Source organism: Reichenbachiella ulvae, from assembly GCF_025833875.1.
Taxonomy (GTDB): Bacteria; Bacteroidota; Bacteroidia; order Cytophagales; family Cyclobacteriaceae; genus Reichenbachiella; species Reichenbachiella ulvae.
On sequence record NZ_JAOYOD010000001.1, the window covers coordinates 1,728,378 to 1,754,544 of the forward strand.

21 protein-coding genes are annotated in these 26,167 nt (G+C 40.8%); 13 read left to right on the forward strand and 8 right to left on the reverse strand.

The window, feature by feature from the left end:
* Positions 1-36: 36 nt before the first annotated feature.
* The 3 genes from N7U62_RS06985 to N7U62_RS06995 are packed head-to-tail and all read left to right on the forward strand — an operon-like array spanning position 37 to position 2,846.
* The gene (locus N7U62_RS06985) at positions 37-915 is read left to right on the forward strand and encodes a DUF58 domain-containing protein (protein ID WP_264137190.1); all 879 of its coding nucleotides are present in this window, start codon (positions 37-39) and stop codon (positions 913-915) included.
* A gap of 34 nt (positions 916-949) precedes the next feature.
* The gene (locus N7U62_RS06990; protein ID WP_264137191.1) at positions 950-1,801 is read left to right on the forward strand and encodes a hypothetical protein; all 852 of its coding nucleotides are present in this window, start codon (positions 950-952) and stop codon (positions 1,799-1,801) included.
* Positions 1,794-2,846, forward strand: coding sequence for a VWA domain-containing protein (locus N7U62_RS06995; RefSeq protein ID WP_264137192.1), 1,053 nt, complete (start codon positions 1,794-1,796; stop codon positions 2,844-2,846). Before N7U62_RS06990 ends, N7U62_RS06995 begins: the two co-directional genes overlap by 8 nt.
* Here the strand turns inward: N7U62_RS06995 and murB are convergent.
* Positions 2,843-3,859 (reverse strand): UDP-N-acetylmuramate dehydrogenase, encoded by a 1,017-nt coding sequence (gene murB / locus N7U62_RS07000; RefSeq protein ID WP_264137193.1) that lies wholly within the window; start codon positions 3,857-3,859, stop codon positions 2,843-2,845. The two genes, N7U62_RS06995 and murB, sit on opposite strands and share 4 nt — an antisense overlap.
* Before the next feature lie 282 nt (positions 3,860-4,141).
* Between murB and gyrB the strand changes: the two genes are divergently transcribed.
* Complete coding sequence (gene gyrB / locus N7U62_RS07005; RefSeq protein ID WP_264137194.1) at positions 4,142-6,100, forward strand: DNA topoisomerase (ATP-hydrolyzing) subunit B; 1,959 nt, start codon at positions 4,142-4,144, stop codon at positions 6,098-6,100.
* A 31-nt stretch (positions 6,101-6,131) separates the two neighbouring features.
* Here the strand turns inward: gyrB and N7U62_RS07010 are convergent, their stop codons facing one another.
* Entirely contained in the window at positions 6,132-6,515 is a 384-nt protein-coding gene (locus N7U62_RS07010) for a DUF423 domain-containing protein (protein WP_264137195.1), read from the reverse strand.
* 30 nt (positions 6,516-6,545) lie between these two features.
* Here N7U62_RS07010 and modA point away from each other — a divergent pair, with 30 nt between their 5' ends.
* The 5 genes from modA to N7U62_RS07035 all read left to right on the forward strand — a co-directional run bounded on the left by modA (position 6,546) and on the right by N7U62_RS07035 (position 16,905).
* Entirely contained in the window at positions 6,546-7,280 is a 735-nt protein-coding gene (gene modA, locus N7U62_RS07015; protein ID WP_264137197.1) for a molybdate ABC transporter substrate-binding protein, read from the forward strand.
* A 201-nt stretch (positions 7,281-7,481) separates the two neighbouring features.
* Positions 7,482-12,440, forward strand: a complete 4,959-nt coding sequence (locus N7U62_RS07020; protein ID WP_264137198.1) for a beta strand repeat-containing protein — start codon at positions 7,482-7,484, stop codon at positions 12,438-12,440.
* Positions 12,412-15,546 carry a T9SS type A sorting domain-containing protein gene (locus tag N7U62_RS07025; protein WP_264137199.1) on the forward strand — a complete coding sequence of 1,045 codons (3,135 nt, stop codon included), beginning with the start codon at positions 12,412-12,414 and terminating at the stop codon, positions 15,544-15,546. The genes N7U62_RS07020 and N7U62_RS07025 overlap by 29 nt, the downstream gene beginning before the upstream one ends.
* A gap of 82 nt (positions 15,547-15,628) precedes the next feature.
* Complete coding sequence (modB, locus tag N7U62_RS07030; RefSeq protein WP_264137201.1) at positions 15,629-16,306, forward strand: molybdate ABC transporter permease subunit; 678 nt, start codon at positions 15,629-15,631, stop codon at positions 16,304-16,306.
* A complete protein-coding gene (locus N7U62_RS07035; protein WP_264137202.1) occupies positions 16,300-16,905 on the forward strand; it encodes an ATP-binding cassette domain-containing protein in 606 nt (201 codons plus the stop codon). The genes modB and N7U62_RS07035 overlap by 7 nt, the downstream gene beginning before the upstream one ends.
* Here the strand turns inward: N7U62_RS07035 and N7U62_RS07040 are convergent.
* Together N7U62_RS07040 and N7U62_RS07045 are read right to left on the reverse strand one after the other, a co-directional pair.
* Positions 16,902-17,975 (reverse strand): hypothetical protein, encoded by a 1,074-nt coding sequence (locus N7U62_RS07040; protein ID WP_264137203.1) that lies wholly within the window; start codon positions 17,973-17,975, stop codon positions 16,902-16,904. The two genes, N7U62_RS07035 and N7U62_RS07040, sit on opposite strands and share 4 nt — an antisense overlap.
* A 38-nt stretch (positions 17,976-18,013) precedes the next feature.
* A complete protein-coding gene (locus N7U62_RS07045) occupies positions 18,014-18,511 on the reverse strand; it encodes a GNAT family N-acetyltransferase (protein WP_264137204.1) in 498 nt (165 codons plus the stop codon).
* Positions 18,512-18,649: 138 nt separating this feature from the next.
* On the opposite strand from N7U62_RS07045, the gene N7U62_RS07050 reads away from it, so the two are divergent.
* Positions 18,650-19,363, forward strand: a complete 714-nt coding sequence (locus N7U62_RS07050) for a pirin family protein (RefSeq protein ID WP_264137205.1) — start codon at positions 18,650-18,652, stop codon at positions 19,361-19,363.
* Positions 19,364-19,423: 60 nt separating this feature from the next.
* On the opposite strand, the gene N7U62_RS07055 is transcribed toward N7U62_RS07050, so the two are convergent.
* Genes N7U62_RS07055 through N7U62_RS07065 form a run of 3 tightly spaced genes read right to left on the reverse strand, consistent with a single transcriptional unit; the run spans position 19,424 to position 21,767 of the window.
* Complete coding sequence (locus N7U62_RS07055; RefSeq protein WP_264137206.1) at positions 19,424-20,500, reverse strand: hypothetical protein; 1,077 nt, start codon at positions 20,498-20,500, stop codon at positions 19,424-19,426.
* 6 nt (positions 20,501-20,506) lie between these two features.
* Positions 20,507-21,196: a hypothetical protein gene (locus N7U62_RS07060; protein ID WP_264137207.1), complete on the reverse strand. Its 690-nt coding sequence runs from the start codon at positions 21,194-21,196 to the stop codon at positions 20,507-20,509.
* Positions 21,186-21,767 carry an RNA polymerase sigma factor gene (locus N7U62_RS07065; RefSeq protein WP_264137208.1) on the reverse strand — a complete coding sequence of 194 codons (582 nt, stop codon included), beginning with the start codon at positions 21,765-21,767 and terminating at the stop codon, positions 21,186-21,188. Before N7U62_RS07065 ends, N7U62_RS07060 begins: the two co-directional genes overlap by 11 nt.
* A 211-nt stretch (positions 21,768-21,978) precedes the next feature.
* On the opposite strand from N7U62_RS07065, the gene N7U62_RS07070 reads away from it, so the two are divergent.
* The gene (locus tag N7U62_RS07070; protein WP_264137209.1) at positions 21,979-22,581 is read left to right on the forward strand and encodes a SatD family protein; all 603 of its coding nucleotides are present in this window, start codon (positions 21,979-21,981) and stop codon (positions 22,579-22,581) included.
* Complete coding sequence (locus N7U62_RS07075) at positions 22,578-23,300, forward strand: DUF3307 domain-containing protein (protein ID WP_264137210.1); 723 nt, start codon at positions 22,578-22,580, stop codon at positions 23,298-23,300. The genes N7U62_RS07070 and N7U62_RS07075 overlap by 4 nt, the downstream gene beginning before the upstream one ends.
* On the opposite strand, the gene N7U62_RS07080 is transcribed toward N7U62_RS07075, so the two are convergent.
* Complete coding sequence (locus tag N7U62_RS07080; RefSeq protein ID WP_264137211.1) at positions 23,289-25,349, reverse strand: helix-turn-helix domain-containing protein; 2,061 nt, start codon at positions 25,347-25,349, stop codon at positions 23,289-23,291. The genes N7U62_RS07075 and N7U62_RS07080 overlap by 12 nt on opposite strands.
* A 235-nt stretch (positions 25,350-25,584) precedes the next feature.
* On the opposite strand from N7U62_RS07080, the gene N7U62_RS07085 reads away from it, so the two are divergent.
* On the forward strand, positions 25,585-26,154 hold the full coding sequence (locus tag N7U62_RS07085; protein ID WP_264137212.1) for an ankyrin repeat domain-containing protein: 570 nt from the start codon (positions 25,585-25,587) through the stop codon (positions 26,152-26,154).
* Positions 26,155-26,167: the final 13 nt, after the last annotated feature.

The window sequence follows — 26,167 nt, forward strand, 5'->3', positions numbered from 1 at the left end:
GATTCTACTAATTTTAAGCCCCCAAAAGTACAATGAATGAAGGACATCCTCAAGAAGCTTAGGAAATACGAGATCAGGATTAGGAAGGCCTTAAATTCCCATATGCAAGGTGACTTTCATTCCATCTTCAAAGGATCCGGACTGGAATACGACGATGTGCGCGCTTACCAGTATGGAGATGATGTACGTACGATCGACTGGAACGTTTCGGCCAAAGGTCACGGTACCTTCGTCAAAACCTTTAAAGAAGAGAAGGAACAGAACATTTTCTTCATATTGGATGTAAGTGCCTCGCAGGAGATTGGTGCCAAAGGCCAGCAAAAAATGGATGTGAGCAAAGAAATCTGCGCATTGCTCTCCATGTCAGCCATCAAGGAAAACAGTCAGGTAGGATTGATTTGTTTTTCGGATCAGAAGGAAAAATATGTAAAGCCAGGCAAGGGTATGAAGCACTCCTTTAATCTGGTCAACGAAATATTTAGACTTCAACCTGAATCAAAGAAAACAGATTTGGGTAAAGCCTTTCGCTTCACTTTAGATCTATTGAAGCGAAAAAGTATTGTGATTTTGATCTCCGACTTTATCGATGAAAATTACGAACATGACCTCAAAGGGCTCTCCAGAAAACATGATTTGGTGGTGATTCATATTTCAGACATCAGAGAAACTACTTTCCCTAACTTGGGCATCATTCCTATCAAGGACAAAGAGTCTGGAAAGACACTCTGGAGGAACACCTCCTCGAGCGAATTCAGAAATGTACTCAATCAAACCTATGGAGAAAAACAAAGCGCATTGGAGCAATTCTGCATTAAGAATGAAGCTAACTACCTAAAAGTGCGCACAGACGAAGACTATGTACCAAAGCTCATCAAACTATTTAAAGTCAGAAACAAAGCGAGAAAAAGTGGTTAAAAGAGCATTGTTCATTCTCATATCATCATGCCTGATGGCATCACTTCATGCACAAAATATCCAACCCAAGGGATTCTTTGTGCAAGACAGCATGAAATTGGGTGAAGAAATCGAATACACTATCAGTATCGCCTATCCCAAAGACTGGCAAGTAGTATTGCCTGATTCCAACTTTAATTACTCCCCATTCGAGTTTAGTAGGAAAAGCTATGCACCTACTCGAAGCGACAGCACTTTGGCGATCGACAGTATCACCTACACTTTGAGTAGTTTCGAAATCGACCCTGTTCAGAAATTGCAATTACCGGTCTATGTGGTCAAAGGAAAGGATAGCATTGAAATTCTATCCAATATGGATTCGATCATTTTTAAAGAATTAATCCAAAACGTTCCTGACAGTATCATCCTCAAACAAAACCTGGCATTCAAAGAGCTGGAATACTCGATCAATTACTGGTATATCTCGATTGGAGTAGCATTACTCATTGTCATTTTAGTCGCTGTGTATTATTTCTTCGGCTCCCAAATCATTGCGAGATACAAGCTGTATCAGCTCAACCGAGATTATAAGAAGTTCATGATGCAGTTCGAAGAAGGTGTTCAAAAAGTAAAAGCCAATCAAGACAACACCCATGCGATAGAGGCAATGGTTTTACTATGGAAGCAATTCATGGAAAGAATGGAAAACAGGCCATTTACTAAATATACTTCCAAAGAAATCGTAGCAGCAGGATATGGTGATGGACTAAAAGGCGTACTTCAAAAAATAGATTCAGCGATTTATGGTCGTTTGACCGTGGAGGATATTTATAGAAATCTTGATTCCTTGAGTCATTTCACAACAGAGCGTTTCGAGAGAAAAAGAGAGGAGGTAAAAAATGGGTGAGCAAATCGCTAATTCTTCGCAATGGCTGTCATGGCACTGGTTTAGCTGGGAAACGCTGCAAAACTTCAATTGGGAATTCCCAATGGTTTTTTATGCCCTGATAGCACTTCCCTTGATCCTACTTATTTGGTTTATCATAGACAGAAGAAAGCGTCAGAGTCTATCGATCGCTCTTACCAAAAGTGATATCAAATGGAGCCCGGTCAGTTTGCTCAGATTGATTCCTAATTTCATTCTGATCCTATCATTCGCATTATTGCTCTTGGCATTGGCGCGTCCTCAAAAGACCAATGAAAAAGTAGAGCAATGGACAGAAGGGATTGACATCATGTTACTGATAGATATTTCTGAATCCATGCAGATCGAAGATTTCCGTCCCAACAGACTGGAAGCTGCCAAAAATGTAGCCAGAGAGTTTGTCATGGGTAGATTTCAAGATCGAATAGGCTTGGTGGTCTTTTCAGGAGAGGCTTATTCGCGTTCTCCACTTACCACCGATTATGACCTCCTGAATACCTACATCGATGACATAGATTTTGACCTGATCCAAAAAGGTGGGACGGCCATGGGTAGTGCCCTTGCAGTAGGAACCAATCGCATGCGCGAATCAGATTCTAAGTCCAAAGTAATGATTTTGCTAAGCGACGGGGACAACAATGCAGGCAACATTGACCCCATCATCGCTGCAGAACTAGCCGATGCCTACGATATCAAAATTTACACCATCGCTATTGGAAAAGAAGGTCGAGTACCTTTCGGAAAGGACTATTTTGGAAGAACGCGCTATGTTGAAAACACACTAAACGAAACCACCTTAAGGAAGATAGCAGAAATCGGACATGGCGAATTCTACCGTGTATCTGACAACAAAGCGCTGGAGAACGTATTTGCGCTGATCGACAAATACGAAAAAGCTGAAATCAAAGAAAATCGTTTCAAGGATACGACAGACTTCTACCCTATTTATCTTAAGTGGGGTATTGTTTTCTTCCTTCTTTGGATGCTACTGAAGTCCACTTTTATCAGCAATATCCTGCAGGACTAAAGGATATTCACTTCTGGATGGATAGTGATATCAAATTTCGCAAGGACAGAAGCCTGAATATCAAGGGCCAATTGGTACAACTCTTTACCACTGCCACCGCCATGGTTGACCAGAACCAATGCCTGTTTGTCGTGCACACCGATATTTCCAATACGCTTGCCCTTCCACCCTGCTTGCTCAATCAACCAGCCTGCCGGGACTTTTACTTCTCCACTGCCCTGCGGATAGCCCGGCGCATCATATGACTCCTTCAGTGCTGCATACTTGGCTTCAGTCACTACAGGGTTTTTGAAAAAACTCCCTGAGTTCCCAATCTTCACCGGATCTGGCAATTTTGATTGGCGAATAGAAATCACTGCGTCACTTACGTCTTTGATCGTTGGTTGAGTAATTCCTCTTTGAGATAAGGTTTCATTGATCGCCCCATAACTCGTATTCAGGATAGGATTTTTGGTCAATTTGATCGTCACAGAACTGATCACATACTGCCCTTTCAATTCCTTCTTGAAGACACTTTCTCTATAACCGAACTGACAAGCCTCTCCATCAAAGGTCTCCAATTCTAACGATCGGTTATTCAAGGCTTCCAATGACACAAAAACATCTTTGATCTCTACACCATAGGCCCCAATATTTTGCATCGGAGCAGCCCCAACTGTCCCAGGAATCAGGGACATATTTTCTATCCCTCCCCAACCCTGTTCAATTGTATACAGAACTAAATCATGCCAAACCTCTCCTGCCGCCACTTTTAGAACTACTTCCTGATCTGATTCTTCCAGGACCTCTATTCCTTTCAGACTATTTTTAATGATCAACCCGTCAAAATCGCCAGTCAAAAGGACATTTGACCCCCCACCCAAAATATAGTAGGCCAAATCATGCTTACCAGCCCATTTGAGTGCGTTTTTTAGATCCTCTAATTCGGTTATATCAGTAAAAAAATCAGCCTTGGCCTCCAGGCCGAAGGTATTGTAGGGTTGAAGCGAAACGCCTTCTAAAATTTCAGACATGAATCAGTATTATTCCTCGACAAAGCGGTAAAAAATGCAATTTATGAAAGCCTTTCAGATATCCTTTCTAAACCCTCAAAAAACTCAATAATAGCACCCATAAAAAGGGTATTTTTAGTAGCTTTGGAGGATTTTAATTAGTAGATCGAACTGCTAATTTATAATTCAAAAGAATTTGGTTTTAAACTACTGAAAACAAGAGACTTGAAAAAGTCAATAGGTTTTCGGTCTGATAAAATTTCAATTTCCTGACACAACAATGTGCAGGATCAATCACAGGAAATGAGCGAAGAGAATAAAACACCAAAAGCAGATTATTCAGCCAGTAACATTACCGTCCTCGAAGGACTAGAAGCCGTAAGAAAAAGACCTGCCATGTACATCGGAGATGTGGGCGTCAAAGGTCTTCACCACATGATCTGGGAAGTAGTAGACAACTCTATCGATGAGGCACTTGCTGGACATTGTGACACCATCAATGTAACCATCAAGCCAGACAACTCCATCCTGGTGACTGACAATGGTCGAGGCATCCCAACTGATTACCACGAAAAAGAAAAGAAATCGGCACTAGAGGTTGTAATGACCGTGCTTCACGCCGGGGGTAAATTCGATAAAGACACTTATAAAGTATCTGGGGGTCTTCACGGTGTAGGGGTATCTTGTGTGAACGCCTTGTCTACCAAACTGGAAGTGACTGTGCACAGAGGTGGCAAGGTCTACCAACAAGAATACTCTACTGGTATACCCAAATATGACGTGAAAGAAATAGGGACAACGGACATCACTGGTACCCATGTTCATTTCTGGCCTGACACAAGCATCTTCACGGTTAACGAGTACAAATACGAAACGGTGGCTTCCCGATTGAGAGAATTGTCTTTCTTGAATGCAGGAATCACTGTTAAACTTACAGATGAAAGAGAAACGGAAGAAGACGGAAACTTCAAAAGTGACATCTTCCATTCCGAAGGTGGATTGATAGAATTCGTTGAATATCTGGATAGCTCTAGAGAAAAACTGATCCCCAAACCCGTTTACATGGAAGGGGAAAAGGGAGAAATCCCCGTTCAGGTGGCCTTGACTTACAACACATCTTTCTCAGAAAATGTAGTTTCTTATGTAAACAACATCAACACGATCGAAGGAGGAACACACGTAGCAGGTTTCAGAAGAGCCTTGACAAGAACACTGAAATCCTATGCTGACAAGTCTGGCATGCTAGACAAGGTGAAGATAGACATCACCGGCGATGACTTTAGAGAAGGCCTTACGGCCATTATCTCCGTAAAGGTTGCTGAACCGCAGTTTGAAGGACAGACCAAAACAAAACTGGGCAACTCTGATGCTATGGGCGCTGTGGACACCAGTGTGAGTGAAATCCTTTTCAACTTCCTAGAAGAGAATCCTAAAGAAGCAAAAACGATTGTTCAGAAAGTAATCCTGGCTGCTCAAGCTAGAAATGCTGCGAGAAAGGCTAGAGAGATGGTTCAGAGGAAGAATGTACTTTCTGGAACCGGGCTACCTGGTAAACTGGCTGACTGTTCTTCCAGAGACCCTATGCACTCAGAATTATACCTAGTAGAGGGTGACTCTGCGGGTGGGTCTGCAAAGCAAGGTCGTGATAGAAAATTTCAAGCGATCCTACCCTTGAGAGGTAAGATCCTAAACGTAGAAAAAGCCCAAGAGCACAAAATCTACGACAATGAAGAGATCAAGAATATGATCACTGCATTAGGTGTCAAATTCGGAACAGATGACGACCCTAAGGCGCTGAACATGGAAAAACTTCGCTACCACAAAATTGTCATCATGACGGATGCCGATATCGATGGTAGTCACATTCGAACTTTGATCTTGACATTCTTCTTCAGATACATGAGAGCTTTGATCGACAATGGTTATCTATACATCGCTCTACCTCCATTGTATCTCTTAAAGAAAGGAAAGAAAGAGCGCTATGCCTGGTCTGAAGAAGACAGAGCAAGAGTAGTAGCAGAGCTTGCCGGAGATGGCAAAGAAGAGAATGTCGGCGTTCAGAGGTACAAGGGTCTTGGTGAAATGAACCCTGAGCAGCTTTGGACCACTACTATGAATCCTGAATTCCGTAGTTTGAAACAAGTAACCGTAGAATCAGCTGCTGAAGCAGATCACTTGTTCTCTGTATTAATGGGAGACGAAGTAGGACCAAGACGGGAATTCATTGAAAAGAATGCAAAATATGCCAATGTGGATGTTTAATCCGCTCACATAAAAAAAACAAAAAGGGATGCTATTCGGTATCCCTTTTTTTATTGACAGCCAATAGCATCAAAATCCAACCTACAAGAAACCCAATCCCTCCTACTGGAGTTATGGCACCCCAAACTTTGATACCAGTCACACTCAGTATGTAAAGTGAGCCACTGAAGATAATTATTCCAGCTACAAATGAATAAAATGCCCAGTTCAATCGGCTAGAATGAAACTCCTTAAATAATATTCCTGTGATCAGGATCGCAAAAGTGTGAATCGCTTGATAAAGCACCCCTGTATCGAATGTATCCAATGTACCATGTGCTATTAGAGTCGATTTCAACCCATGAGCCCCAAAAGCTCCAATGGCCACCGTCAAAAAGCCAAAAACTGCTCCTGTTTTTATTACATTATTGTTCATTAGTATAGATTTGAGTCAAATTAATCTAGCATGCAAATAAGAGTAATTCTACTCATCTTTTGTTTCCTTTTTCTTCAGAACTTATCCAAGGCACAAGCTATTCGTGTGGCAGCAGCTTCGAGCATGACTGATTTCCTTCTGGAGCTTGAATCTAAGTTTGAAAAAGAAACTGGGATAGAGCTTGAAGTTATCTCCAACAGTTCGGGAACAATAGCCAATCAAATCCAAAACGGGGCACCTTTCGATGTCTTTCTGTCAGCCAATGAGAAATATACTAATGCCCTATTTCAAAAAGGTATAGGCATAAATCAACCCATGACCTTTGCTTATAGCCAGTTGGTTTTTTGGTCTAAACACCCCATTGAAAGCATTTCAAACACCTTAACAAATGACAATTGTAAATCAATTGCGATTGCTCAACCCGAGTTAGCCCCTTTTGGTTCTTTGGCATCCCTGTATATCACTGACAGTCTTCAGCTTGGTAGCCAAGTAAAAAACAAAATGGTTTATGGAAATAACATATCCATGATCAATCAATATATATATGCTCAATCCGTGGATGCTGCATTTACTTCACTTTCCTCCTTTATAAAACTAAAAAAAACACAGCCTGATTTTTGGACAATCATAGAGCCTCATCAACTAGGGAGCATAGCCCAGAGTGCTTTATTACTAAATAATCAAGGTTCTTCTTTTATTAATTATTTGTTTCAAAACGAAATTTCAAATGAGACACTATTGAAATATGGATATATGTTAAAATAAAAATAATAAATTGTGTTTTTCTTATATTAATAAAATAAAATAGGAGGATATCTGATTTTTTAAATTAGGTGAATACACTAAAAAAACAAGAAAGGGTTTATCTACTTTTGTAAAAGAGGGGTAGTATAACCATCTGTAAATGAAAACCATTCAAGAACAATCAAGATAAGAACCAGGTTGCTCTTGATATTAAATTAACTTATGACACCAAACCTTATTCGAATCTTAGTTGGATTATTTTTATTTTCCATTCCTGCCATAGGTCAGGCCACAGATTGGTACACATACAAATCTGGTGATTGGACCAATGCGGACAACTGGACTACAGATGCATCTGGTACTTTAAGGACCAACCCCTCATCTTTGTACCCAAATTTATCTACTGACAATGTCTACATCTTGAATGGTGACGAAATCACGGTAGGTACCAATGGAATCAGTGTTGCCTCACTTACCATCAATGATGGTGGGGTATTAATTTTAGGGCAAACAGACTCACATAACTTTACCTCAATCAGCGGGTCTGGAAAGATTAAAATCGCTAGTGACAACTTTCCAAGTGGAGACTACAGTAATTTTAATGGTGAAGGAGACGGTACCGTGGAATTCGTTGATCAATCTCCGGCTGCAGATTATGCAATAGAAAGTGTACATACTTTCAATAACATGATTGTCAATCTAGCAAGCAACACACTAATCCAGCTAGCAGATATTACTTTAAATGGTGACCTGACCATTAATTCAGGCACCTATCAGATTAACGATAATACATCTGATGGTTATTCAGACAACGATACTCCACTCAATTTATTAATCAATGGAGATGTCTCTGTTTCCAGTGGCACAGCCATAACTGTGGGTAATGTAGATGCTGTCACAGCGGTAGGTTCTTTCGGTATATTTAGTTTTCACCAATTTGAAATCAAAGGTGACTTCAACAATAATGGAACTGTTTCGTTCACCAACCTCTCCAGCACATCCATAGCAGATGAAAGATATCTAGATAAATACCCAAGCGCATCTGACGATGACAACTCCGTATCACCAGTAATACCTTCAAGTGAATACGGAGTGGTTGAGTTATTATTTACGAGCGCAGTACATGATCAGACGCTTTCCTGTAATGGCTCTACTGACCTATATAGAATTGAAATCAACAAAGGGACAAGTCAGACTTACGCTGCAATAATCACTGCCAGCAGCAGTAGCAATTTTCGACTTTTAGGAAGAATTGCCATGGGTCAATCCGATGATTTCTCTAATTCTCCCTCTATAAATAATGACCGAGCACTCGGATTAGAAGCGGGCATACTAAAATTAGGTTCCAACATCCTAATATCGGCGATCGCTAAGGACGACACCAACGGAACCCAGGCCAGAACTCAAGGTACAAGTAGTAACTATGTGATAGATGAAGATGCGCAGCTATGGTTGTCAAGCAATTCCAGCATTACAAAATCTGTAGCTACAGGTTGTCAGGTACTAGGGAAATTCAAAATATCTGATGATGCCACCTATACCTTTTCAGGTTCTGGACAAAGAGCGATACTCATAGACAATGAAGGCAGTTTTGAAATGACTGGTGGTACAGTTGACCTAACACAATTTAGAAACTACTTTGGATCTAGTACTCCGCGTGGATCCTTTGTAATGACTGGTGGAACCCTGAATATTGGAGGCGGAGATGCTGATGCCAATCATGCCATTTTCAGTTTACCATGGAATGATCAGGTTTTCATTTTGAGTGCCGCTAACCAGGCAGATCCGCCTGTGATTAATATCACGCTGGATGCAGACAATCGTGGCAAAGCCAATACTGCCATTCAAATCGGAGTAGCTGAAGGCAATTACAATATCGGAACCAGTGAAATCAATATCATCAAATCCGTCAATACGGATTACAAAATTGTCTCCACAGCCCCTTTATACAATTTGGACATAACGGATTCTGGAACAGGAGAAATCATCATTGACAATACACCGGACTCTAATGGCGATTATATATCGGGCGGAGGACTCCCTTCTACCGACGAATCTGGAACTGTAGGTTCACCCGCAGAAGATGCTGCAGCACTTTCCATATTAAACAACCTCATCATCACTGATGGCCGCCTAGACGCCAATGATCAAAATATTACCATTGGAAACCTCCTTACTGTTACTAATGGCGCAGAATATGACCCTGGTACAAATGCTACCATTCTAAGTGGAAGTTCTTCCATGCAATCCATTAGCCTAAACGGTACTACTCCGATCGTAGGGGGTGGATTTTATAACTTGACACTTTCGACTTCAGGGACTACCAAAAACTTGAGTGGTGACCTAGCTACTTATGTAGTATTAAATGATTTCACTATAGGTTCAGGTGTAACATTCAACGATGATGGTAAAACCATTCAAGTAAACGGTAACCTGTACAATTCAGGTATCCATACTACAGATGTCAGTTCTCCAGGAAGCATAGAAATAACTGGTGGAGCCAGCGGTCACGAACTTGGCGGTGATGGAAATGGAATCTTCAAAATACTAACCATTGATGACACCAATTTCAACGTTACCTGTGCTGCTGATCAACAAATCGATAGTGTTTTAAACCTAGTGAATGGGATTCTAGATATTGATGTTTATCAATTGACCATTAATAGTACAGCAACCAATCCTATACTAGACGATGCTGATGGGGTTAGCAATTTTGATAACACCAGATACATCCGCACAGCAGGAAATGCCTCTGATGACGGGATACATTACTATATCCAATCGGATAAGGACAATTACCTTTTCCCAATGGGAACCGATAAAGAAACCAGCACAAACAAATACACACCAGCCATCATGTCTATCACAGGCACGAGTGCTTCAAATGCTGGATACATTAAGATAAGTGTGGCTGATCAATTCCTTCCCACAATAGATCCCACTGAAACTGCCAAGCTTGATTATTATTGGAGAGTAAACCACAGCGATTTCACAACTCTTCCAAACGTTTCTTTTGCTTTTTACTACAACGATGAGGACATCACTGGCAATGAAAACAATTACAATGCAGGATATGTCTTAGATGAGATTCCCTTTACCAGACAAGAACAAGACGCTAACGATGATGATAGAACTATCAATGAATTAGTATTTAACGGCACATCAAACAACGGGGCTTTTCCTGGTAATCGCTACACTTTAATCAATGCCAACTATAGTGCAGCAGGTAGCAATGCATGGAATGGTGCTCCTGAAATATATTACACCCGCCAATACAGTCCCAACGGTGCTTCAGCAGATTGGGAAAACACTAGCTATTGGACTTTGGCCACTAATGACATTGATGGTAATGGCACAGTAGACGCAGATGAGGTACATGACAGTCGTCAACCACAAGCCAGTGACTACCCTCAAGGTGGAGATATTGCTGTGATTGGTTGGGTACCACATAATGATCCTAATACTGCAGACCGAGGAAAACCCCACGGAATAAAAATGGATAACGCATATGATTTAGCACAATTGGTATTTACTCAAATGTTAGATGCATCCGGAAATCCTACAGCTCGCGATTATGCTACCAATTTTCAATTTCGACCGACAGTGGTAATTAACCCTGGGGCAGATGCAAACGCAGGCATCATCTCAGGAGAAGGAAATTTTTGGGTAAGAAGTACTGGAACAACTACAGTTTCTGATCCAGATTGGTCTGATTCAGATTTAGGCCTTTTTGTGACAGAGGACTCATCCTACTTCACCTATGAATTTTACAATACAAACACCTTTTCAAACATCCCAGAAGCTGTCCCAAACCTTTTATTTGCTTCAAATGGATGGGGTAACAATGACGTTAATTTGATTCTCACAACCGGCTTTACAACCAATATGAATCTAGAAATATTAGGTGACGGGAATATTGGAATTAGTTCAGAAGTCGAGGGGGATATAACAGTCGGAAATGATTTGAGATTATTCAGGTCTAACGTCTTTGGAAATGAATCTGGAGGTGGAGGTGAATTACTATTTCCAAATAGTATAGATAGAACTGTAGAGGTACTGGGAGATATAAAAATGGAGTATGAGGGTATGTTTATTGGAGTATTCAACCCAGAAAACACCACGCAAAATATTCATTCACTCATTGTTCATGGAGATATCATTCAAGACACCGACAATGGTGGTGGGGCTGCAGATGATGGGCTTCAACTATATACTGCAGATGGCTATGATTACATTGAACTATATCTAACTGGGGAAGGTAACCATAGTTATTCAAAAGTAGACGGTGATGTGGCCAACTTCGGAACAATAGTAGTTGATAAAGGAACTGACACTAGTTCTTCGTTTTCCTTTGATGCTGACTTCAATTTACTAGGTGATAATTCATCAGTAACTAAAGCCTTAGACATACAAAATGGAGAAACCATTATCAATGATGCTAATATTGACATAGAATTGAATTTGGGTGGTGGAGATTTTACCATTCCCAGCTCGGGAGGTTTAACTCTAACTGCCGGAACAACAAGAATTTCTTCAACTGGTTCAGGATCAGGTAATGGTTTAAGACTTGAAGGCCCATTGACTATTAATGGTGGCAGCATGATACTGAATGGTGGAAGCTCGGCTAACAACTATATCGAATATGGATCTGGCGGCTCTGCATCTGTAGAAATAACCAGCGGAAATCTCATAGTAGGCTCCCAATTTAGGAGAAGTCTGTATTCAGAAGATGGTATTATTCAGTATAGCCAAACTGGAGGAAATGCGGCTTTTGGCATCAATTACACTCCTGAGAATAGCAAAGGTGTATTTGAAATAATCAACTCAGGTGCAGCGGGTACCAGCTCCTTTGAACTATCTGGTGCCTCTACCCTTTTCACCATCGTAGGAGCACAAGATTCTCCAGAACAAGGAACATTGATACTGGATTCAGATATCAGTTCTACTTTTTCATCTGATGCAATAATAGATTTCGGGTATAATGGTAGTATAGCTGGAGTGACAGTACAAAATGCCGCTAGCGAAAATTTTGAAATCAATTCTGGAGTAACTCTCCCCAATTTGAGAATTGATAATGGAAACTTAAATGCACCTACAGTGGAATTGATTTTTCAATCAACAAGCGTTTCGGGTGATATTTCCATTCTAAATAGTGGATCCTTGGTTCTCGAATGGCTATGACCTTTCTGTCTCTGGTGATTTTATCAATGATAACACATACGATGCAGGAGCAAACACTACCAACTTTAATGGAGGTGTTCAAAACATTTCTGGGAGCACAAGCACTACTTTTAATAACTTAACTGTTAATTCTACCACAAGCCTAACATTACAAAATACAATTAGTGTGTCTCAAGATCTAAGTATCAACACTGGGTTCTTAAATGACAATGGGAACAATATAAGCCTGGAAGGAGATCTATATATTACGACAGAACACGTGAGTGATGGTACCGGTGGTATTTATCTAGACAACCAAACCACCAGCCAAACCATTTATCTCCCTGATAATGAAGCAGAAGTTGACCTTTTGTATATCAACAATCCATATGGAGCGTCTCTAACAGACAACTCAGCTACTTCTACCTCTCTCACCATTGATGTAAATTTGGGACTGGATGAAGGTAACCTCAGAATAGAGGATAATCGACTGATTTTAGACCCAGATGCAACTGTTACCACGACTGATCCCCTTTCCTTTGGTACTACAAGAATGATATCTATCAATGGAGTTAAGAAAAGTGATGGGGTTGAAAAAGAATTCGCGGCAAGCGTTGATACCGCACCATTTGTAATTCCCATTGGTACTCCGGACAAATATACTCCGGTAACTTTGGATGTAGACAATTCGGATGATCCTGGTTCTATTTTGATTAAACCTATTAATAGCATTCACCCTTCAGCCACAGGTCTTGATGCCCTTAATTACTATTGGGTCATCTCAACCAATCCATTTACAGTCAGTAATTTTGTAGGTAGCATCTCGTTTCAATATGAAGAAGAGGACGCCAACAATACAGGCCAAAATGAATCTACTTGGGAGAATAAAGCCGCAAGACTAATTACCCCTTCCTGGCTCAAGCCTTCTGGCAATCTGGTAGATATTACCAACAACATTATGACCTTTACTAATAGTGACTTATCCTCTGGCGGAAGCACCACCTTCGATGGAGAATTCACCATTGGAAATGATTTACCCAATATTCTGGCAAAATTCACCTCCGTAAATACTGGATCATGGAACGTAGGAACTAACTGGAATGTGGATAGAGATGCAGATGAGGTGTACAATGAGGCTACTGATGATGCGCCATTGGAGATCATTCCTCAACCAGGTTCTATTGTTGTAGTAGAAACAGGGCATGAAATGACCATGTCCACCTCCACAGACAATAATCAAAACATTTTCAGCGTGGAGATCAATGGAGTATTAAATATTGCAGATACGGATGGACACAATTTCGGTGAGGTCACAGGTTCAGGTACACTCAAGACTTATAGCAGCACACTGCCTGGAGGAGATTATGATGCTTTTTTCACCACAACTGATGGTGCACTAGAGTTGGCCGGAAGCGGAAGCTATACTATTTCACCAGATTTCACCGCTATTCGCGCTCTGACCGTTTCTGGAGGTGGCACTAAGACGCTACCTTCATTTTCATTAAGTATTGGTTCAGATGGTCTAACAATAGATGAATCCACTATATTGGACAATTCAGTTAATAATAATAGTGTCAGTATCTCCGGTGATGCAGATATAGTGAACGGCACTATGAATCTGGGGAACAGCAGTGCTACTCTGGCTGCTCAGAATTTCACGTTAACTGCAGGCACATTCACCAGCGCAGGTGGAGTGTTAGACCTGTCTGGAAATTTGGCTATCAATGGAGGCACATTCAACTCTGGAAGTGGTGTGCATACCATAGCAGGAAACATGACATTAGGTGCATCTGCTACATTCAATAACAACAATGGAACTTTTTCTTTTGACGGTACAACAAACCAAAGCCTGGCTGGTGACTTCTCAAGCGAAACATTCAATAATGTACAGGTTAACAAAAGTGCGGGGAGCTTAAATTTAGCGACTAATGCTTCTGTTTATATTAGTAACACGCTGACTCTTGATGGTGGAAATCTAAACACACAAGCTACTGGAGCAACTCTACGAATGACAAATGGAGTTGGAAGTATCACCCAGAACAGCGGTTTTGTAAGTGGCCCTTTACAAGTAGATTTGAATGATGGGAATAATTTCTCCTTCCCTGTTGGAAAGAGCTCCAGCTTTAAGCCATTAGCCATAGCCATACAAAATGCTTCACAATCAGCTAACCCACTAACCTGGGAAGTGGAGTATTATATAGGCAATCCAGGTGGCTATAGTAGTGCGAGCAATACAGGTATAGATATCAATTCGATTCAAACCAATACTAACCCGGACGAACAAGTGGTCAACGTATACGGAATCGAATATTGGAGAATTGACACACCGGGAGGAACAGCTACAGCAGATCAAATCAGTCTGGACATTAGTAATACAGGCTTAACTACGGATCAAATCAATGACGAATTGATTCAAGTCATGACCTGGAACAATACCAATGGAGAATGGGATCATTTGGGTGGTACAAGTACGGGAGTACCAAGTTCTGCTAATGTAACTTCTACAAGTACCTTATCCTTTAATGAAAGGATCGTAACCAGTGGTAGTGAGGACCCCTCTGCTTTGCCAGTAGAGTTGATCAGCTTTACTGCAAATCTATTGGAAGATGCCGTAGAGATCAAATGGTCAACCGCTTCAGAAATTGACAATGATTATTTTGTAATTGAAAGGTCAACAGATGGAAAAATCTATGAAGCACTTGGAGAGGTAACAGGTTTTGGCACTACCAACGAACGACAAGATTATAGTTTCATTGACGATAGACCTTATTTTGGGATTTCCTATTATAGACTTGTTCAATATGATTTTGACGGAACGGAAAGCATTTTCGGTCCATTATCGATCAACAATGATCAATTCAAAGAAGGAATTGATTTGAATTTGTATCCAAATCCATCAACATCAGGTGAGTTTAATTTGAAAATTAATTCGGGTGATGAAAATAGTCTGATACAATTGGTGATTTATGATATGTCAGGGCAAATGATCTACTCCAACCAGTATTCAGCACAATTGGGTACACAAATCATCCCAATTAATATAAATAACCAATCAGGTCCCGGGATCTATCACGTCAAGGTAAGTCAAGGTTACAATCAAGTCATACAAAAGTTGGTAATAAGATAATGAAAAAAAGCTCTGATAAATGTCAGAGCTTTTTTGTTTGCTTCTTATCTGACTTCAGGCTTCTTTTCTATCTTCGCTATCCATGGATGCTTTTTGGTCACCTCTTTTACTCAGCGGGAAATTAGCGCTATATACCACAGGTATTCTCCTATTGGTCTCAGCCCCTATCCTATTTGCATTGTCCATGTACCACTTCTGGGGAAAACCTCTTGTCAAATCCCTCGTGGCATTGCCTCTGATTTTGCCACCATCTGTATTAGGATTCTATTTTCTATTGGCTTTTCGTCCTGACAGTCTAATAGGAAGAATATGGGAATCTGTTTTCGACTCAAGATTGGCCTTTAGCTTTCAAGGAATTTTAATTGCTTCAGTCGTTTTTAGTTTTCCGTTTATGGTCAATCCTATTTTAAGTGCGATAGAAAACCTGCCAGTATCCATGACTCAAGCCGCCTACACTTTAGGTCAATCACGATGGGATACTTTTCGCAGGGTATTATTGCCCAACGTAAGACCTTCTATTGTCTCTGCCTGTCTACTGAGTTTTGCACATACGATTGGTGAATTTGGAGTTATATTAATGATAGGAGGCAATATCCCCGATGAAACCAGAGTGGCCTCTATTGCGATTTTTCATGAATTAGAAATGATGAACTATGACTCAGCAAACCAATATGCGCTCATACTTCTTGGATTTTCTTTTACGATTTTGGTAGTATTGCAGCTACTTCAAAAATCTCCAACTCGCCCTATTTTATGTTAAATGTTAATATAGACATGCACTTCAATGGCTTTGAGACTGAAGCCAGATTCAGCCTTGAACCAGGACAAACCCTGGGACTATTTGGTCCTTCTGGAATTGGAAAAAGCTCATTATTGCACGCTATTGCCGGGATCAATCATCGATATAAAGGACGTATACAATTTGGCTCGGATCCATGGGATGGCGATGGTAAACACCTGGATGTACAAAAGAGAGATATGAGTCTCATGTTTCAGGATTATGCCCTTTTCCCTAATCTAAACGCGGAAGGAAACATTCGTTTCAATCAGAGCATCAGCAATGAAGAAGTAGATTCCATTATCGAACATCTAGAGTTAAGAGAGCTCTTGAATCGTTCTGTGGATGACCTATCAGGTGGTCAAAAACAAAGAATTGCCTTGGCTAGACTCCTTGCTTATGATCAGAGTATTTGGTTACTGGACGAACCATTTTCGGCTATTCATTCTGACCTAAAATTAAGAATCAGTCAATTCATCAAAAATCAAATCATCACCAAAAAAAAGATCGTATTGATATCGAGCCACGATATGGGAGACTTAAAATTCTTTACAAATAGAATTTTAGACATGGGGGATTAAATTCCCTTCTTCTTGACTCCAAAGCGATATTGCAAACCCGTCATAAGGAAGCGCTGAGAATCCGCCACCCCATACTCTCCTCTCAGCATCCAATTCTTGTTAATTTGAAAATTGAATCCGAATTGAAAAGTCACAGTTTGTATCAATTCTTTTTCGATAAAATAATCAATTTCTGTAGTAAAAAAACCGCTCTCATTCACTCGACTTTGGATTTCACGCAAAGCTGTGTTTTGCGCTTCTAACTTAATCCTATCTCCAATAGAGGTATTGGGATCATCAATCATTTCCTGATTACTGTTCAACCTAGTGTCAACTCTATTATTAAAAGTATTGTCTAACTCAGGAAAAACTTCATCTAATCCAATTGTCCCACTACTGCCTCTAGCCCCAACAAAATTTCTATGCATCATACCCATGTAAGGAGCGATGAAAAGATCTCTATTGTTCTTATTCAAGAAGAAACGATAGCCCGCCCTGGCAGACAAAGTCATATATCCCACTTGTTCCTTTAGCAATTCCGTGTCAGTTCTTGAATAATTGATATCTGTACTTAAAAAATATCCATTCCAGCCAAATATCCAGGTAGTCCCGGCACCATAAGCAATGGCGTCAAACTCTACTTCCGAAGAAAACTCCGGCAGTTGAAGTATAATCTCACCCAGTGAATTTTTCCAGGTAGGTTGTAAACTTACATTGGTACCACCTTTTACTGATGAGAACAGGCCATACACATTGACAAATGGCAGAATCCAAGCATCCGCTCTTAAGTTTAACCCATTAGTTGTCGCACCTACCTGCGTAAAATTCAAAGTCTCAGTATTAAGGATTCCAGTCAGATCTGAGCCACCTACCAACAATTGAAACTCCGTGATTTCCATATCAACAAAAGCATTGACATAGTTTACATTCAAACCAAAAGGAAGCTGCAACTGATCTGCCATTCCTCTTTCCTGTACTTTTTGTCCCCAGACTGGCAAAACATAAGGAAAAATTGTAGTGTCTGATGATTGAGCTTGCAACGAAAAGTTAAGGAACCATAAAGTCGCAATAAGAAGACAGGATGATTTCATGGGTTATTGTTAGTTGTATCGCCTCTAATTTAACTATTCTACCTAATAAACAAACGCATAATATAATCATCCATCACATATCCCTGCCCTATGTCTGTTATTTGCTCATCCACCTTTTCAAACCCCATCTTCTCATAAGCCGCTATGCTATTTACATTGTCCCGGTTGACAGTGAGGCGAATATTATCAACGTCCTGTTCAGTGGCACAGTCCAAAAGGAAGCGCATCGCCTTTTTAGCAATCCCCTTGCCTCTATAGTTCGCATGGAGATACAGTTTACTCAAAAACAACTCTTCATCACTGATCTTGAAAGTCAAATAGCCTGCATTTTGTCCATCCAAAACGATAAAATAATATTGATACCCCTCCTGACTTTGATTTTTAATTGCCTCCAGGCTTGAAAACTTTTCTAGCATATAATCCACCTGACTTTGACCAATGATAGGCGGAAAAAATTCATTCCAAATTTCATAAGCTAGATCTCTTAAGACTATTTGATCTGCTTCTGCTTTGACTGCTTTAAAATCTAACTTCATCTGACTGTAAATATTTATCCAATATTAATCAGCCTTAATCAGATGTCTATATCCAAAACAAATATTTTATTTGTTGCAACAAAATTATTCGTTTATATGTTTATACATTTATATTGATCAAACAAGAAAGGAAAAGCCATGAAAACGATATATCATAAAGCAGATAGCAGAGGAAAAGCCAATCATGGTTGGTTAAATTCCTATCATTCATTCAGTTTTGCCAATTATTATGATCCTGAAAGGATGGGCTTTGGAGCTCTAAGGGTACTCAACGACGATCAGGTAGCACCTGGCATGGGCTTTGGCACGCATCCTCATAGCAACATGGAGATCATATCCATCCCACTGGAAGGTGAGCTAGAGCATCAGGATAACATAGGAAATAAAGCAGTAATTAAATCAGGCGATGTGCAAGTAATGAGCGCCGGTACGGGTGTTTTTCATAGTGAGTACAACAGACTTAAGGATCAAGAGGTGAAGTTCCTACAGATCTGGGTAATCCCGAATAAAGAAAATGTAACCCCGCGCTATGATCAAATCACTCTAGATAGCTCTGATACAAAAAATCAACTTCAACAAATCCTATCCCCTGACCCAAATGATGAAGGAGTGTGGATACATCAGAATGCCTGGTTTCATCTGGGAGTAATAGAAGCTGGCGCTAATGTTAACTATCAATTGAAGCAGAAGGAGTCCAATGGGGTTTACCTTTTTGTTCTGGAAGGTGAAGTAGCAGTGGATCAAAAGACACTAGGTAAAAGAGATGCATTGGGAATTTGGGACACAACCGATTTCAGCATTTCATCTAATGCTAATTCCAGAGTTTTACTGATGGAAGTACCAATGAAATAAATCAAAAAGAGCGATTCTAATTAGAATCGCTCTTTTTGATTTGCATCGATCGAGTTTGATTTAAAGTATAATACCGAAGCTAAAACCATTCAGGTCAGGCCCTCTCCCATCTGCAAAGACATTGTTCAAATCATAGTTGGCAAAAACATCCATCCCTCTATAGCCCGCTCGAACTCTTACACCATATCGGAAATTGTTGATGTAATAATCGCTACTGTCTTTGTCTTTTCGCTTGTTTCCGTCCTCTTTGTAAACAAACTTGGTCCAGCTAGCAACCTTATACCCTGTGTAGACCCCTGCACCAATGCGAAATCCTTGCTTGCTAAATTTTTTGAATGGTCCAACATCGTTCTTGTTTTCCTTGTATCCAAAGTCTAGCATGGGTACGAGATTCAAATTGATGTATGCAGCAGTTAGTTTACTCTTAGTTCCATTGATATCTGGGTTATTCAGTTCTGTAAACTCAGTGGCTGTTGGTCCTTTGCTAATTATCACATCGGTATTCTGAAGTTTCCAATTGTACCAGGATACGTTAGCTCCCCAATTGAGGCGCAAAGGTCCGCTTATGTGAGTGGAGTTGGTATGACCCAAAGCGACATACCATGAACCCCAGGGCTTGACGGTATACAGTTCTCCATTAGAATCTGGGAACTTTCCATTTTCAATCCAGTTGTTCATCCCAAAATCCATCTCAAATGATCGTTTGGTTCTCTTTTCTTCGTCATTGCTAAAGAAGTCAAAATCAAAGTCGTCCCAATCATTGTCATCATCGCTATCATACTCCTTAGATTCCCAATCTGCATCAGAAGACTCAGTTTCACCGTAGTATACCAAACCGTCATCCTTCGTATCTGTACTGTCCTTTTTGAACTTTTCACCCGATTCGTCTTCTATCACTATTTCTTGAGTGGTAGAATCAGCACTATCCAGATTCACATTCAAATCTGATATGATTTGGTTCACATCGATTTGCTCTAGTTTCTTTAACTCTTCCTGATTGTCAGCAATGATTACCATCTTGCTTCCTTTCCCGAATTCGACTACTACAGTATCGCCCTTGTCCGTCCCGGTGTTCGCCCAGGTCAATTGACTTAGACATAGTAATCCCATTAGAATTTTGAGTTTCACGTTTTTCATGTTGATTTATTTAAGTTTTTGACGTTGTGTTTTTTGAATACCGAACGGGTCGTCCAGTACTTTTTCTTTTGCATCTCGGATATCTGCCCATACATCGCTAGGATCAAACTCTCTGGCTTGATTGAGCAGTTCTTTTAGGCTTTTCTTTTCCTTTTTACCATCAGCCAATTCGACTGTCTGAACTGGTGATTTTTTATAAATTATCTTGATGGGCAACTCACTTTGCTTCTCTTCTATAATTGGTTCAGATTCTGTACTTGGTTCCAATTCCACTTCAGGTTCAACCTGAGCAATCATTTCTTCCTGTTTCTCTAACTTAATAGGAGCTATTTCTTTCTCAACCTTAGGTGCTGGCAAATCAACAATCACTTCAGGCACTTCTACCTTCGGCAAAGCCTTAACATTGACTGAGGCCAATTTGATCCCAAGTAGTTCAGGAGATTTCGCTTTCAAATTGTCCGTGAGAACGGGTTGATAGCCTTTTAACTCCTGCTGAGAGCCCAATATGAAATAGGCAAAAGACACGGTCATCAATAGAGCCACTGAAGCCGCCAGATACCAAGTAACGCCTATTTTCTTAGCAGGTTTCTGATGCTCTAGCATCATTTCCATTTTGGACCAACTGTCCGAACTCACCTCCGACTCTCTCTCTGCTAATCCAGATCGAAACAAATCATCTATTTTCTTAGCTCCCATTGCTCTGACGTTTTAGTTCCACATATTTTTCGTTACTCTCTACTTTGGCTTGCAATAGTTTGCGTGCCCTACTCAGCTGCGACTTGGAGGTATTCACCGATATCCCCAGCGCTTCTGCTATTTCCTGATGATTGAAGCCTTCAATAGCATACATGTTAAATACCGTCCGGTAACCCTGTGGTAAATCCAATACCATTTTCATCAAATCATCTGACTCCAAACTGCTTTCTGCACAATCGTGATCCAATTCGTGCGCTGCATCTTCGATATCCACCTCTTTGTAGAGTGCCTTATTCTTTCGAATCCACTCCAAACAAGTGTTTACCATGATTCTTCTGATCCAGCCTTGTAAGCTTCCATCCAGTTTGAATTGATCTATCTTATCAAAGACCTTCATAAAACCAATCAACATCAGTTCTTCTGCCGTGTAATTATCACCCACATAGCGCTTGCAAACAGTAAGCATAATCCGTGACTCCTGATCAAATAGGGACCTCTGCCCTTTCTGATCTCTCTTTTTACAAAGAATCACTAGATCTTTTTCGCTATATGTTTTTGGTTTACTTGGCATTTTTTGATGTCAATCACTAGCAAGATGGAGCTTGGGCAAAAAGGGTTGCATCGACTTGAAAAATTTTATTCTTTTTTTCTACTCACCTTTCAGACTTGAATTTAGTCAAAACCCACAACTACTTATATCGCCAAATTAAACGATAATTATAATTATCGGTATTAAAAGCGATAATATTGCATATCACACATTTTTACGATATCTTACCTCTATGCTAGCCATTCTTACGGGAGATATTATCAATTCGAGCCAACAAAACAATCAAAAATGGCTCTCGACGCTCAAGGCATCCCTGAATCTGCATGGCCAATCCCCCAAAGATTGGGAAATCTATAGAGGTGACAGCTTTCAACTTGCAGTGGCCACTGAAGAAGCTGTCTGGGCTGCCCTTCACCTCAAAGCAAGCCTCAGACAGACACCCAATACAGATATACGAATTGGAATTGGAATTGGAAAAGCCGATTCGCGCAGTGAAAAAATCACCGAATCCAACGGACCGGCTTTTATTCAGTCAGGAACATGCTTTGATTCGCTTAAGAAGAATACGCTAGCGATTAGTTCCGATGACGAAGACTGGGACGAAGCACTGAATGTGATGTTTTCGTTGGTGCAGCTCTGTATGAAGCACTGGACACCGACTGTCTCCCACATCATTAAAACCTGCATGGAGAATCCGACACTGAAACAATCGGAAATTGCAGAGCTACTGAACCTGAGAGCACAGAGCACAGTAAGTGAAGCCCTAAAAAGAGGCGGCTATGAAGAAATCATGAACCTGGAAAAGCATTATAGAAAAATCGCAAAACAACTATGACCGACCTGCTACTCAAACTCCTTTTGGCTCATCTCATCGGCGACTTCCTGATTCAGCCCGGTAGCTGGGTTAAAAGCAAAGAACAAAAGAAACACAAATCACCCCACCTCTACCTGCATATTTTGATCCATTTGCTGGCGCTACTCATTGTCCTGGGATTTGACAGTAGCTATTGGACGATCTATCTGACCATACCTCTATCCCATTTGATCATAGATGCATTGAAGCTCAACCTCCAAAAATCCAGCGTCTCCAAAACAGCCTTCTTTCTGGATCAAATCGCACATTTGATAGTGATCGCTCTGTTGGTAAATGTCTATTATCCCTACTCCTTGTCGCTGGAGGTGATTGGTTCCACACCATTCATAGGTTTTCTTATAGCACTGATTATGCTCACCCACGTGAGTGCGGTACTGATGCGCATCATCATGAGTCAGTGGAAACTGGCCGAAGATGACGGATCCCATTCTCTCAGAAATGCCGGGCAATACATTGGTATATTAGAAAGACTCTTTGTTTTCACTTTTATCTTATTGAACCAATGGTCGGCCATCGGTTTATTGATTGCCGCAAAATCTGTTTTGAGGTTCAGTGATTTGTCCCGATCGAAGGACAGGAAACTCACAGAATACATTTTGATTGGTACCTTGCTCAGTTTTGGACTGGCTATACTGATCGCTCTTGGGTATCAACAAGTAATGATTCGATTAGGAAGCTAAAAGCAAGCCTTCCTCTTTCAATCTTTCTTTGATCTCAAGGTGCTGTTTCCAAAACTTGGTCTTGATGGTCTGAAAGGCACGCTTAAACTCTGGTGTATCTCTAATGGCAGCATCTAATGGGTCCTGATCAAAGAATAGCACAACCCAATAATTATAATTGTCCTCTTCGCTAAACTTCTGGATGTATTCAATAGCCTTATCGTTTTCAACTCTATAAGAATGATACATCGCCAGGTGTAAAGATTTGTAGATGGATTGGTCCTTTTCTGCAAAGTCTAAAAAATCTACAATTAGCTCCTCCGCACGATCGTCATATCCCAGCTTTTTGAAAGTAAAAGCCATTTTGGCCTGTTCATGTCGAAACATGGTAAGCTCACGCCTTTCTCTTTGTTTCAAGAACCTTTCGTAATAGCGGTGTGCTGATTCGAAATCCCCTTGCATATAATACAGTTTAGCCACCTCCTGCATGATATCTAGCCGCGTCGTATCCTTGTCCAATTCAAAAATCATCCGGTCCTCAGTAGCTTCAAAGTCTCGGTCTTTAGCAAGCAGAATATAAGCCTTGAGATAACTGGAAAATGGGTTTTCAGGAAAATAACCCAAAGACAGATTGATGTTCAACAAGGCCTCATCTACAAACCCACTTTGGATGAGGGCATTGGATAGATGTAGGTAAATATAACTGGTGGCTGTGGAGTCGCTCCCCGCCGGATTTAGCCTCACTGCTTTCAAAGCATACTCCAAATACTTGGCCGTATTGGGGCTATAGTTGGTATAAAAATCCGAAAGCATGTTGATGATCCAGGTGGAACCTGGGTGATACTCGTGGGCTTTTTCTAAATAATCCTTCGCTTCATCAAATTCTCTGGTCTGCAAATAATACATCGCCTTGGCAATTAAGGCTTCCGGCAACTGATGATCATAGAGCAAAGCTTTATCTGCCATGAGGCCTAACTCTGCCGTATGCTCCTTTTCGGACTGATAGAGTTCCAAATAATAATAGGCAATGGCCAAATAAGCATAGGAGGAAGCAAAAGATGGATCCAATTCTATGGACTGCTCCAAAAGAGGAATAGCCTCCAACAATCCTTCCTTTGTTTCCAATGACATGAGCATTTTTGCCTTCAAAAAATGATCGTAGGCTTCTATATTTTCGGTTAATGGTTGATTGATTCTTTCGGCCTCATCGGGTTTGATCACGACTTGTATGTTTTCCGCAATACGCTGAGACAGCTCCTTCTGAAGATCAAAAACACCTTTCAATTCTTTATCATATTGACTTGACCAAATCTGTCGGTCATTCGCTGCATCTACCAATTGTACATTCAGCAAAATCCGATTGCCAACTTTCTGCCCGCTCCCCTCCAGAACATAGGCTACTTGCAGCTCTTGAGCGATTTCTGGAATGGTTTTGTTGCTCTCTCGGAACTTCTCCACTGAAGTTCTGCTGACCACCTTCAGATCTTCCAGTTTTTGAAGATTATTGAGAACGGAAAGCATCAAACCATTGACCCAGTAACCATTGGTGGAATCACTGCTTTCGTTGATGAAGGGCAACACAGCAATCGATTTAGTTTGAGGGATCGAAAAACGCTCTTTTTTTTCATAAAAGAAGAAGCGATAAACAAGGACTAAACCTAAAAGCCCCAATATACCGATGACAATGACTGGACGAAAAGAAGGCCTCTTGTCAGTAGTTTCTGTTAGCTCGGGGATTTTATGCACCTCTCCGGGCGAATACCCAAACTGTTCCTTGAAACATCGAATGAAATAGGAAGAACTCCCAAAGCCCACCTGAAAGGCCACTTCAGAAACATTCAAATCCCCAGCTCTCAACAATTCCATCGCGCGCTCCAAACGCACCTGCCTGATGTACTGGCTCGCTGATTGACCTGTGCTTTTCTTGACTTTCCTCAGTAGATTGGATCGACTCATATTCATCTCCTCTGCCAACTCAGACACCCCAAACTGATCATCGGACATCCTGCGATGGATAATAGCTATGAGTTGGGATGTGAATTCAGATTGTACAGAATCTGGAGCGTTCATATAGTCTTTTCAGCGTAAAAAAGGGTGCTGCAAAAAAGCGAAATTAATCCGATAGAACCAACATAAATAATGGACTTGAAAACCATCGAATGGACCAAAATGCGTCATATGTTCAATGATTGCATCATAGTTTCAATGGCTGCCCCAAACTTAACACCATTCGTTTCATATTCACTATCAACACATTACACTCCCTCCGCACCTTTGCATCATAACAAATCAAAAAACACGAACAATGAAAACGATTCAAATCAAAACCATCCAATTTCTATCATTTTTATTACTGGTAACCATGACAAGTTGTACATCTGGATCCACCAAAAAGAGCACGAATGACACAGGCGTGAAAGCCCCAGATATTGACATCCACACGGCCACCATTACAGGCAATATAGATGCAATCAAACAACACATTGCGGCGGGATCAAATCTCAATGAAAAGGATCCATTTGGGGGATCGAGTCCTTTGATCACTGCGGCCGTTTTTGGTCAAAACGAAGTAGCAAAACTGCTGATCGAGGCTGGAGCCGACCTCAACATTCAAAACAACGAAGGGTCCACAGCACTGATCTCCGCTGCATTCTTTTGCAGACCAGAAATGGTACAAATGCTGATCAAGGCTGGCGCAGACCCAAACATCAGAAACAAGTACGGCGCTACGGCCAATGAATCTGTCATGGGACCATTCGCCGAGATCAAAGGCGTGTATGAAATGTTGGCCTCTCAACTCGGACCTATGGGACTGACTCTGGACTATGAATACATAGAAAAGACCCGACCACAGATAGCCGAAATGCTTAATTAATCGCCAAAGGAAT